The sequence below is a fragment of the Kutzneria kofuensis genome, from assembly GCF_014203355.1.
Classification (GTDB): Bacteria; Actinomycetota; Actinomycetes; order Mycobacteriales; family Pseudonocardiaceae; genus Kutzneria; species Kutzneria kofuensis.
On the sequence record NZ_JACHIR010000004.1, the window covers coordinates 180,806 to 196,749 of the forward strand.

A 15,944-nucleotide genomic window follows, 5' to 3' on the forward strand; every position below is an offset into this window, starting at 1 on the left:
GTCGCACCGCCCCGTTCCGTCCGAAATGGACGGTGCGGGCACGGCCCAGCCGGCGGCATCAGGCTCGTCGGTGCTGATCACCGCGCTGCCGCCGCTCTCCCCCCGCCTTTCTCCTCCGCCGGGCGGCGGACTTCCGCGAGGCCCGTGGCGGTGTCCGGAGCAGCGCGGCGACCCAGCCGGCGTGCGGATCGACGTCGACCAGCACGACCATGACCAGCAACGTCGCCGGAATCGCCAGCAGCAGGCCCAGCGGGCCGAGGACCCAGGCCCAGAACACCAACGCCATGAACGCGGCCGCGGCCGACAGCCCGACGGCGTCGCCGACGTAGTAGGGCTGGATGAGCGACTGCGCGACGAAGTTGATCGCGGTGTACACCAGGATGACGATCAGCATGAGCTGCCAGCCGTTGCCGGCCAGGGCGAGCAGCGCGGGCGGGAGCAGCCCCAGGACGAAGCCGATGTTCGGAATGTAGTTCGTGACGAACGACAGCAGGCCCCACAACACCACCAGCGGGATGCCCATCCACGCCAGCGCGACGGTGTCCAGCGCGGCGACGATCAGGCCGAAGACCGTCGTGACGACCAGGTACCGCCGGGTCCGGTGGGCGAAGCCCTCGAGGGCGACGGTGACCTGCGGGCGGTCGGCCGCGATCTCCAGCATCCTCGCGTCGACGCCGGCGGCCTCCATGCTGAGGAAGAGCAGCAACGCCAGCAGGAACACGATGCTGGTCGTCACTCCGGTCAGGTCGGCCAGCAGGGCTCCGAGGTAGGACAGCACCTTGCCGACGTCCAGCGAGGCGGCGATGTCGCGGAGCTGGGCCGATCCGACGCCCAACCGGCCCAGCACGTCGGCGGTTTCCGCGACGAGCACCTGGAACCGGTCCGAATACTGGGGCAACAGCGTGGCCAGCCGCGCCAGCGAGACGACCACCACCAGGCTGAACGCGACCAGAACGCCGTAGACCAACAGGACGAGCACCAGCGTCGCGGCCCAGGCGGGGAACCCGTGACGCCGCAACCGCTTGTGCACGGGGCTGATCACGATCACGATGACCAGCGCCAGCAGCGTCGGCGCGATCAGCCACGCCGCCGCCCTGATCCCGGCCACCGTGACGACCGCCGCGGCGGCGCCGAGGAGAATCACCAGGCCACGTGGCATGACCGCGCCCGCACGCGGTGCGGCCGCCGAAGCGGCCGGGATCCGTCCGTCAGGTATGGGACTCGTCACCTGCCGCTGCTTTCGTTCGCGCTACCCGCGTCATCACCGCACATGCCGGCACTGTGGCACGGCCGGCACGGCGGAGTCCTCATCCGTCCGGGGTGACACAGTCCCCACGAACGTTTCGTCCGGAAGTGCCTCGCCGGCATGGAGTGTGGCGGCAGGGTGGCGTGTGGCCGGCCCACACTCTCGTGGCGTCGATGCTGGTTCGCCGGGACATGGTCCGGGTCAGGCGGCGGCCCTAGCGTTGGTCGGTGAACCGTCCGCGCGTGGGAAAGGTGCGACGATGCATCCCCTGCCTCCCGATCGTGCCCCGGCCGACCGTCGATCGATCCGTCGAACACTGGCCTTGGCCGCCGCCGCGGCGTTCGTGGCCGGCTCCGCAGTGGCCGCCGTGGGCCCGGCCGGTTCCGGCGAGGCTGCGGCGGCCGGGACGTACAGTCAGGTCACCGGCTTCGGGCCCAACCCCGGCAACCTGTCGATGTACAGCTATCTGCCGGCCGGCCTGTCAGCCGACGCGCCGCTGGTGGTGGCGCTGCACGGCTGCACGCAGAGCGCCGGCGACTACTACCAGCACTCGGGCTGGGCGCAGTACGCCGATCGGTGGGGCTTCGCCGTGGTGTTCCCGCAGCAGAGCTCGTCCAACAACCCGCAGAGCTGTTTCGACTGGTACACGCCGTCGGACGACAGCCGGGGCCGGGGCGAGGCGGAGTCGATCCGCGAGATGGTGTCGTACGCGCAGTCCACGTACCACGTCGACCCCAAGCGCATCTACGTCACCGGCCTGTCCGCCGGCGGCGGTATGACCTCGAACCTGTTGGCCGACTACCCCGACGTGTTCGCCGGCGGCGCGATCGACTCCGGCCTGCCGGCGCAGTGCGCGACGAGCCTGGTGCAAGCGACGAACTGCCAGTACAGCAACCAGAACAAGACGCCGGCGCAGTGGGGCGACCTGGTCCGCGCGGCCGATCCCGGCTACGCCGGGCCGTGGCCGCGTGTCGCCATCTGGCAGGGCACCGCGGACACGACCGTGTCCCCGGTGAACGCCACGGAGGAGCGTGACCAGTGGACGAACGTCTGGGGTATCAGCCAGACGCCGTCCAGCACACGGACGCTCAGCGGCGGCACCACCGAGAACATCTACAACGACTCGCACGGACAGCCCGCGGTCGAGCTCTACTCGGTTTCCGGCATGGCCCATGGCCTGGCCGTGCATCCGGGCACTGGCGCGGACAACTGCGGCAGCACCGACACGTACTACCTGGACTACATCTGCTCGACCTACTACACGGCGCTGTTCTGGGGGCTGGACAACGGTGGTGGCACTCCACCTCCGACGACGACAACGACGACGACGACCACCACCACGCCGCCCGTGCAGTGCTTCACAGCCAACAACTACGCCCACACGGTGGCCGGTCGCGCCTACCAGAGCGGCGGCTACGCCTACGCCGTCGGCTCGAACGACGCCATGGGGTTGTGGAACGTCGCCGTGATCACCAGCCTGTCCGAGACCTCGCCCGGGTACTACGCCGTCGTACCGTCCTGTTGAGACGGCCGCCGCCGGGTCGTCAGTCGCCCCGCAGCACGGACCCCAGCTGGGTGCGGTCGGTGACGCCGAGCTTGGCGCCGGCCCGGTACAGGTGTCCTTCGACGGTACGGACCGAGACGAGCAGCCGGTCGGCGATCTCGCGGTTGGACAGGCCGTCCGCGGCGAGCGTGACGATCTCGCGTTCGCGCGCGGTGAGCGGCAGCGGGCGGACGGCGGCGGTGAGGGCGGGGGTGCGGGCGCCCTCGCACTGCGCGGCGAGCCGGTGCGCGCGGGCGACGGAAGTCTGTTCCGCCCCGCGACGGCCGTGGCGGGCGTGCACCTCCGCGGCCTGTGCGGCGGCGTCGGCGGCGGCAAGGAGGTCGCCCATCTGTTCCAGCCGGGCAGAGGCGGCGTGTAGCCCGTCGCCGTCGTCGGCGGCGAATGCGGCGGCGTACGCCGCGGCGGCCTGTGCACGCGGCCCGCACACCTGGCCGGCGAGTTCACCGAGACGGGCGGCGACGGTGCGATCGCCAAGCCGCGTAGCGGTCTGCAGCGCCAGCACTTCGAGGGCGAACTGGTCGCGGCCGGCGGCGATGTCGGCGGCGGTGCGGGCACTCGTGACGGCCTGGCTGAGAGCGCCTTCGGCGGCGGCCAGCCCGGCGCGGGCCAGCTCGGCCTCGGGTTCGAGGAACTCCCAGCCGGGGTGGTGAACGTCGCCCAGCCGATCCAGCGCTTCGCGGGCCGCGGCGACCTCGCCGACGGTCGCGTGCGCACTGGCCAAGGCGACCAGGCACAGCTCCTCGAACCCCGAGGTGTCGAACGGCGACAGGCCGGTGCGGGCCTCGCGCAGCATGCGGATCGCGGTGCGGAGCCGGCCGCTGGCCAGCGCGGCCCGGCCGGCCAGCACCGTGCCGTACAGCTGTGGCGCCCCCGGAATGTCCGCGCCCCGGCGGCGTAGCTCCTCGGCGACCTGTTCGGCCTCCGACAGGTATCCGGCCAGCTGGAGCGCGAGCGTGTGCCAGTACCCGAGGCCGAACGACGGCACCGCGGCGCCCGCGGTGGCGCCCGCCGCGTAGGCGCGGGCGGCGGCGTCGCCGATCTCGTCGCACCGACCTTGCACGCCGAGCCCGCCGACCAGGCCGAAACTCGCCATCACGAACGCCGGCGGAGGCAACGCGGGCGAGGCCAGGGCCTCGGTCGCGCACCGCACTGCCAGCTCCGGCTGTCCGAGATGGACCAGGAAGGCCGCACGCAACCCGGTCAACGCCGCGCGCAGGTCGCCGTCGGTGACCGCCGCATCGGCCTCGTCCAGTGCCGCGAGCGCCTCGACGGGTCGCTGCAGCGTGTAGAACAGGTTGGCCGCCCGCGGAAAACCCGCCCGTACGCGGTCGAGGTCCGACTGCGCACCGGCGAACAGCACCCGCAGTTCACTGTCGGACTCCTCGCCGCGGCTGAGCCAGGACAGCGCGTTCGCCATGTTCAGCCGGGCATCGAAACCGCCGCCGGCGGCGACCGCCGCCGTGGCCAGCCGCTCGGCCAGCGGCAGGTCCAGCATCTCGGTGGCCGCGCCGGATGCCACGGTGAGCAGGTCAGGGTCGGGCTCCAGGTCGGAGTCGAGGGTGAGCACGGCCCGCCGCAGCGTGTCCTCGGCGCGCCTGGCACCGGTGGCGGTGATCGCTCGGGCGATCTCACCGCTGAGCCGCCGGGCGCGCAGCCGCCCCATCGCCGACCGGCGTACCTCGCCGTACAGCGGGTGGGCCAGCCGGGCCTGAAGCCGCCGCCCGTCCGGGGTGAGCTCGATCAGCCCGCGGGACTCCGCCTCCTCCACGGTCGCGGCGCCGGTCAGTCCGGCGAGGAGGCCGGCGCCGAGCGGCTCACCGAGGGCGAGCGTGTCGACCACCTCGAGCAGCGGCTCGGACAGCCGGCCCATCCGCGCGCCGACCAGCTCGACCAGCCCGGGCGACACCGCGGGTGCGCCGGTCCACCGCCATACGCCACCGGTTTCGCGCAGGTGGCCGGACTCGATCTCGCCGTCCACCAACTGCCGCAGGAACAGGGCGTTGCCCCGGGTGAGGGCCCACAGCCGCTCGGCGCCGACGCCGTCGACCGGACCACCGAGCACCGCCTCCAGCAGGCCGGCGGTCTCGGTCGCCGACAGCGGCTGCACCTCCAACCGGTCCAGGTGGCCGTCCTTCCACAGCGCGGTCACCGCGTCCGGTGCCGGCTCACCGGAGCGCACCGTCACCACCACCGTCGCGGCCGCGCGCAGCACCAGTTCGTGCAGCACCAGCGCCGAGAGCTCGTCGAGCAGGTGGGCGTCGTCCACCCCCACCACCACGCCCGCCCGCGGCGCGCCGGCCAGCAGCGCGTCGATGGCCTTGCCCAACAGTCCCGCCGACGACGGATCGAGCTCGCCGAGCAACCCGGCGAACGCCCCCAGCGGCAGCCCGCGCGCGGACATGGTCGCGCACACCCATCGGGTGGCCGTGCCCCGCCCGGCCAGCGCCGCCAGCGCTTCGCGGGCCAGCCGCGTCTTGCCCACCCCGGCGGCCCCGGCGAGCACGACGCCCTTCGCTCCGGCCGCGCGGCGGACCGCGGCGTCGATGAATCCCAGTTCCTCCGCACGGCCGGTCAAGGGCCAACTCCCGCTCACCCGGCAGAGCGTAGGACGAGTGGCCGGCTACTCGTGACAGCGCCACGGGTCGCCTCGATGGTTGGGCCATGGCTGGTTCCGATGGTTCTCGCGAGGCGGCGTTGCGCCGTCTTCCGGCGGCGTACTCGCTGGCCTTGCGGTTGCGGGACGCCGGCGTGTCCGAGGCGCTGATCGCCGAGTGCGTGGGGGTCGAGCCCGAGGCGGTCGGCGCGATGCTGGCGGTGGGCGAGGCGAAGCTGGCGGCGGCGCGTGGGCGCGAACTCGAGTAGCCGACTACTCGGGACACCGCCGCCCCGCCACGCGACCCTGGCTTCGAGACCGCCGCATGTATCAGCCGGCCGCTTCGCTCATCCGAACACCGACAGCCGTGGAAGAGGAGTCGCCATGACCACGCCCGGATCCCGCCAGGCGCAGCAGAACTACCAACAGCAGGTTCAGCACAACAGCAGCACCTTCGCGCGCAACGCCGCGTATCACGCGCAACGCCGCGGCCGGCGCGGCCCGGTCGGCGCGGTCCGGAGGCTGTTCGGCCTCGTGTGCTCGCTGGTGTTCGTCGCGATCGCGCTCGGGATCTTCCTGATGATCCTCAACGCCGCCCAGCCCGACCTGCTCGACCAGGCCAAGTCCTGGCTCGGCCTGACCTTCTGAGCCCGGGGAGGGCGCTGTGAGCGGGACCTATCGCATGGCCGCCGGGCAGGGGCAGGGCCTCTCGCCCGTGATGGCGGCGACCGACAGCTGGGCGGTCCAGCTCGCCCCGCGGTTGTTCGCACCGCCCGCCCGGTGGGGCTGGCAGGCCGCGGCGCCCGTGCCGGTGGCGACCGCTGTCCCGCCCGCGCCGCCGGCCCGGCCGGTCTGGGTCGAGCCGGCCCGACCGGACACCAGCGGACTGGTCGCGGCCCGGTCCAAGGCCGTCACCAGGGTGATCTGGCGGCTGGCGCTGCTGGTGGTGGCCGCCTTCGCGTTCACCACCTACCAGCTGGTGATCGAGCGGCAGGTGAGCCGGTACGGCAGTTCGGCGCACCAGGTGTACACGGTGATCCTGATCATCGTCGCCGCGCTGCTGGCGCTGGGCGTGATCCGCGCGGTGGCCGGCGTGCGGTTCGCCAGCCGCAACATCCGCAACTTCGAGCAGCCGTACCACCAGCTGCGCCACTCCGAGCAGGCCCGCTACCGGCAGGCCCTGTGGCAGTGGGAGCAGACGATTCGGCAGCACGCCGCGGCCGCCGCGGAAGCCACGCGAGCGGCGGCGGCCGCCGCGAACGGTCCACAGTGGTACCCGGTCCGGCCGTCGTCCGAGCCCACGCGGGTCGACGTGTTCGGGGGTGACCCGCACCGGCACGGTTGGGCCAGCCTGCTGGTCACGTTCGGCTCGTCGCTGCTCGCCGCGGGACAGCGGATCACCGTGCTCGACTTCACCGGCCAGGAGGTCGGCGAGTCGCTCGCGGGCGTGGCCCGCGCCGGGGGCCTGAGCGTGGGATCGGTGCGCCTGACCGGTGACGAGACGGTCGGGCTGAACCTGTTCGCCGGGCTGACCGCCCGGGACATCGCCGAGTGCGTCGGCTACGCGGCCACCAGTCGCCCGGACGGCGACCACCGTGAGGAGCGCGCACTGGCGGTCGACGTGCTGCGGACGGTGCTCGACGCCCTCGACGGGCCGGCGACGTTCGCCCAGCTGGCCGCGGGTGTGCGGGTGCTGTGCCAGGGCACCGGCGAGCTGGCCCCGCACGAACTCGACAAGCTCGCCGCGCACATCGGCGACATCGACCAGAACGAGTGGGCGACGCGGCAGCTGCGGCTGCTCGCCCGCCAGCTGGACATGGTGCACGACGTGGTGGCGGCCGGCCCGGCCGGCCGTCCACTCTGGACGAACGACCACGTCTCGCTGGTCGCCACCGACGGCGGCCGCCATGACCGCAAGGAGCTGGTGGACCGGCTGCTCGTGCAGCTGGCGCAGCGAGCCATGGACGGTCGGGGCTGGCCGGGCGGACTCCTGGTCGTCGCCGGGGCGGACCATCTCGGTGCGACGACCCTGCAGGCGCTGTCCGACCACGCCCGGCACGCCGGCGTGCGGCTGATCCTGATGATCGACCAGCCGCAGGGCGACCTGGAGAAGTCGGCCGGCACCGGCGGGGTGGTCTGCATCATGAAGATGTACAACCACCGCGACGCCACCATCGCCGCCGAGTTCATCGGCAAGGGCCACAAGTTCGTGGTCAACCAGATCACCCGGCAGGTGGGCAGCACGTTCACCGACGGCGGCGGCGACAGCTTCGCCGCGAACACGAACCAGAGCGGCCAGAACAAGCAGCGGCGGTCCGGCACCGTCGGCCGGCCCACCGGGCTGTCCGAGTCGCGCGGGCACACGTGGACCGGCACCCGGAACTGGTCGACCGCCGACAACGTCAGCACCTCGACCGGATCCAGCCGTGTCTACGAGTTCACCGTCGAGCCGGCGGAGATCATGGGCATGCCCGAGACGTTGTTCATCCTGGTGGACAACTCCGGCCACGGCCGCCGGGTGATCACGGCCGACGCCAATCCCGGCATCTGCCTGCGCGACCGGGTCTCCGCGATCCCGGCGTCGTGAGGCGGTGACGGCCATGGCAACCGCAGTGCGCTGGTCGGAGTTCGACCTGCACGAACTGACCGAGGTGCCCGCCCCGGCGGAGCACCGGCGTGGGGAGGACGGCGAGCGCGGCGACCGGGACGGGTACGCGGACGACCCGCTCGCCGCGCTGGCCGTCGCGCTCGCCGGGGCCCACGCCGGACTCACGGCCACCGGGCACCACGCGCCGGTCGTGGTGTCGGCCTGGGTGCGCCCGCCCAACGCCCGGCGGATGCATTTCCTGGTGGGCGGCAACCCCGACTTCACGCCGGCGATGGGCACCGGGCCGGGCGAGGTGCTGTTCCCGCCCGGCGCCCTGGCCACGCCCCTGGGCCGGGGCCAGACGACGCTGCTGGACCTGTTCGACTGCTGGGTGCCGTGCACCGGCCATCCGGACGCGCTGTGGGCGCCGACGGATCCCAAGCACGCCAAGCCCCAGGCGCGCCGGGGCTCGTTCGAGCAGTACGTGGCCCACCTGCGGCAGCCCTTCGCCTGGGTGGTGCTGGCCGAGCCGGCACGGGCCCAGGAGGTCCAGCCCGAACTCGACCGGCTGGTCCGCGAGATCCTGCCCTTGTCGCGGACCGAGGTCGGCGAGGCGAACCGGATCAGCCTCGAACGCAAGCAGAGCCGACACCGGGAGCTCAGCCGCGCGCTGCTCGGCAACGCGTGGCGGATCCGGGTGTTGGTCGGCGGGTGCGACGGGGCCGTCACAGAGAACGTCGCCGCCTTGCTCTGCGCGGCGGCGGACCTCGACAACCAGCCGTACGTGCTCACGCCGAGCGGGCGCGCGACCGGGTTGGCCGGCGCCGCGCAGCACGAGGGTGTCCTGGCCGGCACCGACCTGCTGGTGCGGTTGACCCGGCCGCCGCGGCGGGAACTGCCCGGGATCCGGGTCGTCGAGCCGCGGCGCTTCGACGTCACACCGGACGCGCCCGCCGACGAGGGCCTGCTGCTGGGTGGTGTGCTGGACGCGGCCCGCAGCGAGGTCGGGGCGCTGACCGCGAGCCGCGACTCGCTCAACCGGCACACCTTCGTCTGCGGCGCGACCGGCAGCGGGAAGTCCTTCACCGTCCGGCACCTGCTGGCCGAGGCCACCAGGGCCGGGCTGCCGTGGCTCGTCGTCGAGCCGGCCAAGGCCGAGTACGGGCGGATGGCGAACCGGCTGGCCCGGCTGGGCGGCGACGTCGTCGTGCTCCAGCCGGGCAGGGCGGACGACCCGCCGGTCGGCTTCAATCCGCTGGCACCGGCCCGGGTCACCGACGCCGACGGCACGGAGCGCGTCTTCCCGCTGCAGACCCACCTCGACCTGGTGCGCGCGTTGTTCCTCGCCACGTTCGACCCACAGGAACCGTTCCCGCAGATCCTCACCACGTCGCTGACCCGCTCGTACGAGGAGCTCGGCTGGGACGTCACGCTCGGCGAGGCCGCCCACGACGGCGCGGAGCCGCGCTATCCCACCCTCACCGACCTGCAGCGGGTCGCGGCGATCGTGGTGGACGAGATCGGCTACGGCGCCGAGATCGCCGCCAACATGCAGGGGTTCGTGAAGGTCCGGATGCGCAGCCTCGGCCAGGGCGTGATCGGGCGCTTCCTCAACGACGCGCACCCGCTGGACTTCGGCCGGCTGATGCGCCGCAACGTCGTGCTGGAGATCGAGGACGTCGGCGACGACACCGACAAGGCCTTCCTGATGGGCGCGGTGCTGCTGCAGCTGACGGAGCACCTGAAGCTGCTGCACGGCAACCGGTCCCAGGTTCCGCTGCACCACCTCACCGTCATCGAGGAGGCGCACCGGCTGCTGCGCAACCCGGGCGAGGACGCCGACAGCGCGGCCGGGCGTGCGGTCGAGACGTTCGCGTCGCTGCTGGCCGAGGTCCGCGCCTACGGCGAGGGCCTGGTCGTGGTGGAACAGATCCCCAGCAAGCTGATCCCGGACGTCATCAAGAACACCGCGGTGAAGGTGGTGCACCGGCTGCCCGCCGAGGACGACCGCAAGAGCGTCGGCGCCACGATGAACCTCGACGACGGTCAGTCCCGGAACGTGGTGTCGCTGCAACCACGGGAGGCCGCGGTCTTCACCGACGGGATGGACCGGCCGCTGCTGGTGCGCGTCCCCGACGGTCGCAAGGCGGAGGAGGGCGCGGCCCGGCCCGCCCCGGTCGCCGACCTGATCCGCACGGTGCGCAGCTCGACGTGTGGCAGCGAATGCCAGGCCGCCGCGTGCAGCCTGGCCGACATCGCGCGCGGCAACCAGCTGCTGGCCCGGTATCCGGTGCTCACCGTATGGACCGAGCTGACCGTGCTCGCGCACCTGGCCAACGCGCCGAACCCGGCACTGCAGCCGCGCTACCGGGACATCCTGCTCGACGCCGCGTCGGTGCGGACCTTGGAGTGCGCGTTGTCGCAGGCGGTCGAGCGAGCGGTGCGGACCCGCTCGGCCCAGCTGCAACCGACCATGCGCCCGTGGTTGTTCGCGGCCCACTGCAATGCCGTGCAGGTCAACGCGCTCTGGCACGGCGCTGACCACCGCTGCGAGGACGACGACCCGTTGTTCCTCGCGGAGTCGTACAAGTGGGCCCGGGTGCTGCAGTGGCTCGAGGGTGACGACGATGCCCCGCGGCACCAGGACAGCGAGGCGTGGGAACGCTTCTACCGCCAGCCGATCCCGGGCGCGACCCGCGCCGATCAGCGCGCCGTCGTGGAGGGCTGGCAGGACGAGCTGTATCGGGACGAGGCCGGCCGGAACGCGGTCACGTACGGCACCAGCCGGCCGTCCGCACTGGAGTCGGCGCTCGGCGCCCAGGCCGACGGCGGCGATGCGTGGCGACGCGCGGTGGCCAGGGCGGTGGACTGGTTCACCGGCGACACCCGGTGGATCTGGTCACACGTGTTACCGATAGGGAGCGAGACATGACAGGACCAATGGGGTCCGGGTCCGCGGACAAGCCCAGGACACCGAAGCCGCCCACCGACAAGCCGCCGGTGCCGCCGGACGCGCAGAAGTCGCAGCACGACACCAACCACCCCGCGGACAAGACCACGCAGCCGGACGGCAAGGGAGGCAAGGACAATCACGGCCCGGCCGGACCGCAGGGCGGCAAGCCGGCCGATGGCGCGCCCAAGTCGGTCGACAAGACCGACAACCGGACGCACGATCCCGGTTCGGGTCATGCCGGTGACGGCCCCGCCAAGCCCGGCGACAATGGCGGCGTACGGGTCGCCGACGCCCCACGTCACGGGGACGACCACCAGCCGGGCCCGCACGTGTCGACCAACTTCGCGGAGTGGAAGGCCAGCTTCCAAGCCCAGTGGCAACCGCACCCGGACGCCGCCATGAAGCCCGTCGCCCCCGACGCCAAACAACACGGTGACCAGAAACCCGAAGGATTCGTCAACCGGCTGGACCTGGACGGTTGCCGGACCCCGGACGGCAAACTCGACCCGGCCAAGCTGAAGGCGGAACTCGTACGCGCCGTGAAGACGGACATCTCCATGTCGCTGCAGGCGCACCTGCGGACCGACATCGGCAAGCCGCCGCAGCGCGACGCTGCCGGCTATCCGCACGGCGGGCACACGGGACGAGAGGTGCACACCCGCCCGATCGAGGTCACGGTGCGGGTCGAGCACGCGAAGTCGAATGCCGAAGTCCGGCAGGTGCAGGACGTGTTCACCGAGGTTCGCAAGGAATTCAAGGTGAACGGCCACGTCGAGAGCGGTCGGCCGCCGGTGGAGGTGCCCGAACCGACGCCTGGCTCCGGGTACAAACCTCGCCCCGAGCCCAGACCCGTGCCGCATCCGGTTCGCGGCCCGGAACACCCGCAGGTCCAGCGCGGGTCACACGAGGTCCACCGGCCGCAGCCCGTACCGCCGCCGCGGCCGATAACACCGGTCCAGCCCCACATCCGATGGAGGTGATCACTGTGGGTGTCAACGAATTCGGGTCGAAGCCGCCGGACGTGAAGGTGCCGCCGGCCGTGGCGCCGTCGAACGACCGGCAGGCGGAGATCGCCGAGTGGCGGACGAAGTTCGGGTTGGACGGTCACTCGCCGGCGACCGACCGGCCGGCGCCGCACGTCGCCGAGACCAGGACCGATCACCGGTCGGTCACGGAACGTGCGCTGGACGCGCGGCTGCCGATCCCGACCGTGAACCGGGACGCGTTCGAGCGATCACCGGTCCGTGAGTTCGAGAGAGGGCTTGTGCGGCAGGGGTTCCCGGCCAACCAGATCGACACGCTGCGACAGGTGCTGCGGCACGAACCCGACCTGTGCGTCACCTACGGCGGCTCGAAGGCCGGTGCGGAGCTGCTCCGGGACTTCGCCCGGGTGGGCACCGTCCCGTTCGAACGCTACGCCATGCCGAAGAGCCCGGAGGTCGACGCGCTCGTGCACAAGGCAGTCGGCAAGCAGCCGGGCGAATACGTCTCGCAGCACGACCTGGACCAGCTGCTGAAGACAGTTGCCGACGACCGGAACACCCTGCTGCGTAAGGGGTTCAGCGAAACCGAGGTGGACCGTGTCCGCAGCTATCTGGTGCGCGACACCGGCCGGGTGCCGCGCAGCGACCTTGCCCAGCCGGTCATGACCAGCGACGGCATGATCCACACGAACTCCGAGGAAGCGGTCCGGCACGACCGATGGCGCATGGTCGACGCCACCGTCGACTCCCCGCTGAGCACGGGGGTGGCGCGGTGGCAGGGGGCGGACCTGGACACGGTCGAGCATGTGGGCCACGCCGCCACGCTCATCCACGACGCCGTCGGTGCGTTCGTGATGCACACGACGGCGGTGCGCGACGGCATCGCCGCCGCCGAACGACCACCCGTCTCCCCGACGCATGTGCCCGAGGCGATGCGCGGTCCGCGAGACACTGACTCCTACGCCAAGGAGTTGTTCACCATCCGCGATCGCGCTTACCAACTGGCCCTCGCCGACGCGCACGAGATCGAGGACAAGCACGGCCAGCGGCTCAACGCCGCGCAGTTCGGCACCCGGGTCCACGTCAACTTCGGCGCACTCGCCAACGAATCGGTGCGCCAGGGGCGACTGCCGCAGGACTTTGTCGTCAACGTGCAGACGAGGCTCGGCCAGGACGTCCGCGGACTGGACGCCTGGGACAAGTCCACCGGCATCGGCTTCGACATCACGACGGCGACGTCACGATCGGTGGAGAGCCACGAGAAGCACGTCGGCGTCGCGGCGACCGACGGCACGATGATCAAGGAGTACCTGCCGCTGGTCTACCCGCCGTTCAAGCAGACGAGAAGGACATTGGGCTGGGAGTGATTCGGGGGCTGGGCTGGGAGCGATCCGGGCAGCCGGCCGGCGTCTTTCGGACAGCGACCGGTCCCGGACATGTTCGCCGTTTCGGCGGTGATCGGCGGGGGCACGCTCGCGGAATGACCAGGGTCAAGGGCGGTGCCGCGGTCCTCGCCAAACCGCAGAAGATCACGTTCGCCGTGGGCGCGCTCAACGTCGCGGCGGCGGCACTGCACGTCTTTCCGCTCAGCCCGGCCCAGCACTGGGCCCAGCTGCTGACCGGCGTGGCCGGGCTGCTGCTGGCCGGCAGCGTGGATCGGGCCCGGCTGTTCGGCCTGCTGCTCGTGATCGGTTACGGCGCGATGCTCGCGTGGGAGCTCACGACGACCACCGACTTCGGCGCGTGGCTGCCGGCCCGGATGATCGTCTCCGGTGTGGTGATCGAGGTGGTGGCCTGTGGCACCGCATCGGGAAGATGACGCACACTCGGATTCCCGCCGTCAGCCACCGGCCAGCTGACCCAGCGTCGCCCGCACCGTCGAAGTCTTGCCGGCCCGGGTGATCTGGACCGGCACGGTGTCCCCCGGCTTGGACTTCGCCAGCACGGCGGCGAGCGACCCGGTGTCCGCCACGGGCGTGCCACCGACGGCCGTGATCACATCACCGGCCTTGATCCCGGCCTTGTCCGCGGGCCCGCCGGGATCGACCCGGACCACGCCGGCCCCCGCGGGCCTGCCGTCCGGGCCGACGACCGTTTCGACCGCGATGCCGAGCGCCGCCCGGCGCGAGTCGGTGACCTTGCCGTCACGCACGATCTGCCCGGCGATGTCCGTCACCGTGTTGCTGGGGATGGCGAACCCGATGCCGGGCGCGGCGCCGCCGCCGAGCTCGGGATCGGTCGCGGCCATCGTCGGGATGCCGACCACCTGGCCGGAGGTGTCCACCAGCGCGCCGCCGCTGTTGCCCGGGTTGATGGCCGCCGAGGTCTGGACCGCGTCGGCGATGGTCGTTCCCGGTGAGCTCGGACTCGCCGGCTCCGAGACGGTCCGCCCGACCGCGGACACGATGCCCTCGGTGACGCTGCCGGTCAGGCCGAGCGGGTTGCCCATGGCGAGCACGATCTGCCCGACGGCGAGCTTGCTCGAATCAGCGAACCTGGCCGGCGGCGGCGCGGCGCCGCGGACCTGGATCACGGCCAGGTCGTCCGGCGGGTAGACGCCGAGCAGGCGGCCGGTCAGCGGCGATCCGCCGGTGGCCGGGCTGACCTGCACGGTCTCGGCGCCGGCGAGCACGTGCGCGTTGGTGACGATGTCGCCGCGGTCGTCGAACACCACACCGGACCCGAGGGCCCTGTCGGTCGCTATCCGCACCACGGCGGGCAGCACTTGCCGCACGACCTGTTGGAACGTGCCCTCGATCGCCGCCCCACCCGTGGCGGTGGCCGTGCTCGGGGCCGGCGATGTCGAACCTCCCGATGTGCACGCCGCACAGAGCAGGACGATCGCCAGTGCCGGCACGATCCGGTTGCGCGTTGTCGGTCGCATCGCCTGATGCGCCTCCCATCATGCTGACGTCGAGTCCTCGCGCCGCGGATCTGGGTACGGCAACGATCCCGACATCCGGTTTCCCCGCTGGACACAGATCATTCGGCCGACGCAGCGCGGACACCCCCGGTGAGACAATGGCTTCCGCTGCCCTCCCCGTCCACGGGAGCGCGGTTGACGAGGCCGGCCCCGGGTATTCGCCGTGCACGAGGAATCCACACGTCGGAAGGATGTACGCGGATGTGTCGTCTGTTCGGTTTGTCGGCCGCGCCGCAGCGAGTTCGAGCCACCTTCTGGCTGCTGGAAGCTCCGGACAGCCTGGCCCGGCAGAGCCGGCGCGAGCCCGACGGCACCGGGCTCGGCACGTTCGCCGAGGACGGCACCCCCGAGGTGGACAAGCAGCCGCAGGCCGCTTACGAGGACCAGGAGTTCGCCCAGGAGGCCAAGCAGCGCGAGTCGACCACCTTCCTCGCGCACATCCGTTACGCCTCCACCGGCGGCCTGGATCCGCGCAACACCCACCCGTTCGAGCAGCGGGGCCGGTTGTTCGCGCACAACGGCGTCATCCAGAACCTTCCCGCCCTGGAGGCCGAACTCGGCGACCACCTCGACCTGGTGGCCGGCGACACCGACTCGGAGCGGTTCTTCGCACTGATCACCAAGCACATCGACGACAACGGCGGCGACGTCGGCGCCGCGATCACCACAGCGGCCCGATGGGTGGCCGACAACCTGCCCGTCTACGCGATCAACCTCGTCCTGACCACGCCGACCGAGCTGTGGGCCCTGCGCTACCCCGACACGCACGACCTGTTCGTGCTCCAGCGCTGCGCCGGCGGCACCCATGGTGGGCGGCACCTGGAGCACGCCAGCACCGCCGGGCGAATCCGAGCCCGTTGCGGTGACTTGTCCGACCGTCCGGCGGTGGTGGTGGCCAGCGAGCGGATGGACGAGGACCCGGGCTGGCAGGCCCTGCGTCCCGGCGAGCTGCTGCACGTCGACGGCCATCTGGTGTGCACGCGGCGGGTCGTGCTCGAGCGTCCGCCGCGTCACCCGTTGTCCCTCGACCAGCTCGGCGCCCACGCCGCGGCATCCCAGTCGGGCACGTGACCACTGCTCACGAACGAAAGCCGA

At 72.2% G+C, this 15,944-nt stretch carries 12 protein-coding genes; 9 read left to right on the plus strand and 3 right to left on the minus strand.

The annotated features are described in order from the left end of the window. Positions 1-58: 58 nt before the first annotated feature. Entirely contained in the window at positions 59-1,159 is a 1,101-nt protein-coding gene (locus tag BJ998_RS45510) for an AI-2E family transporter (protein ID WP_184870433.1), read from the minus strand. 346 nt (positions 1,160-1,505) lie between these two features. On the opposite strand from BJ998_RS45510, the gene BJ998_RS45515 reads away from it, so the two are divergent. Beyond that, complete coding sequence (locus BJ998_RS45515; RefSeq protein ID WP_184870434.1) at positions 1,506-2,771, plus strand: extracellular catalytic domain type 1 short-chain-length polyhydroxyalkanoate depolymerase; 1,266 nt, start codon at positions 1,506-1,508, stop codon at positions 2,769-2,771. A 19-nt stretch (positions 2,772-2,790) separates the two neighbouring features. On the opposite strand, the gene BJ998_RS45520 is transcribed toward BJ998_RS45515, so the two are convergent. Further along, positions 2,791-5,385, minus strand: a complete 2,595-nt coding sequence (locus tag BJ998_RS45520) for a helix-turn-helix transcriptional regulator (protein ID WP_221339748.1) — start codon at positions 5,383-5,385, stop codon at positions 2,791-2,793. Positions 5,386-5,471: 86 nt separating this feature from the next. Here BJ998_RS45520 and BJ998_RS45525 point away from each other — a divergent pair, with 86 nt between their 5' ends. From BJ998_RS45525 to BJ998_RS45555, 7 genes are all read left to right on the plus strand, one after another. Beyond that, complete coding sequence (locus tag BJ998_RS45525; protein ID WP_184870436.1) at positions 5,472-5,672, plus strand: hypothetical protein; 201 nt, start codon at positions 5,472-5,474, stop codon at positions 5,670-5,672. A 115-nt stretch (positions 5,673-5,787) separates the two neighbouring features. Then, positions 5,788-6,051 (plus strand): hypothetical protein, encoded by a 264-nt coding sequence (locus BJ998_RS45530; RefSeq protein WP_184870437.1) that lies wholly within the window; start codon positions 5,788-5,790, stop codon positions 6,049-6,051. A 16-nt stretch (positions 6,052-6,067) separates the two neighbouring features. Beyond that, positions 6,068-7,990, plus strand: a complete 1,923-nt coding sequence (locus tag BJ998_RS45535) for a hypothetical protein (protein WP_184870438.1) — start codon at positions 6,068-6,070, stop codon at positions 7,988-7,990. A 13-nt stretch (positions 7,991-8,003) separates the two neighbouring features. Beyond that, positions 8,004-10,922: an ATP-binding protein gene (locus BJ998_RS45540; protein ID WP_184870439.1), complete on the plus strand. Its 2,919-nt coding sequence runs from the start codon at positions 8,004-8,006 to the stop codon at positions 10,920-10,922. Beyond that, the gene (locus BJ998_RS45545) at positions 10,919-11,923 is read left to right on the plus strand and encodes a hypothetical protein (RefSeq protein ID WP_184870440.1); all 1,005 of its coding nucleotides are present in this window, start codon (positions 10,919-10,921) and stop codon (positions 11,921-11,923) included. The genes BJ998_RS45540 and BJ998_RS45545 overlap by 4 nt, the downstream gene beginning before the upstream one ends. Positions 11,924-11,928: 5 nt before the next feature. Continuing rightward, positions 11,929-13,293 carry a hypothetical protein gene (locus BJ998_RS45550; protein ID WP_184870441.1) on the plus strand — a complete coding sequence of 455 codons (1,365 nt, stop codon included), beginning with the start codon at positions 11,929-11,931 and terminating at the stop codon, positions 13,291-13,293. A 113-nt stretch (positions 13,294-13,406) separates the two neighbouring features. After that, positions 13,407-13,745 carry a DUF4383 domain-containing protein gene (locus tag BJ998_RS45555; RefSeq protein ID WP_184870442.1) on the plus strand — a complete coding sequence of 113 codons (339 nt, stop codon included), beginning with the start codon at positions 13,407-13,409 and terminating at the stop codon, positions 13,743-13,745. Positions 13,746-13,766: 21 nt separating this feature from the next. Here the strand turns inward: BJ998_RS45555 and BJ998_RS45560 are convergent, their stop codons facing one another. Next, a complete protein-coding gene (locus BJ998_RS45560) occupies positions 13,767-14,810 on the minus strand; it encodes a S1C family serine protease (protein WP_184870443.1) in 1,044 nt (347 codons plus the stop codon). 240 nt (positions 14,811-15,050) lie between these two features. Between BJ998_RS45560 and BJ998_RS45565 the strand changes: the two genes are divergently transcribed. After that, positions 15,051-15,920 carry a class II glutamine amidotransferase gene (locus tag BJ998_RS45565; protein WP_184870444.1) on the plus strand — a complete coding sequence of 290 codons (870 nt, stop codon included), beginning with the start codon at positions 15,051-15,053 and terminating at the stop codon, positions 15,918-15,920. Positions 15,921-15,944: the final 24 nt, after the last annotated feature.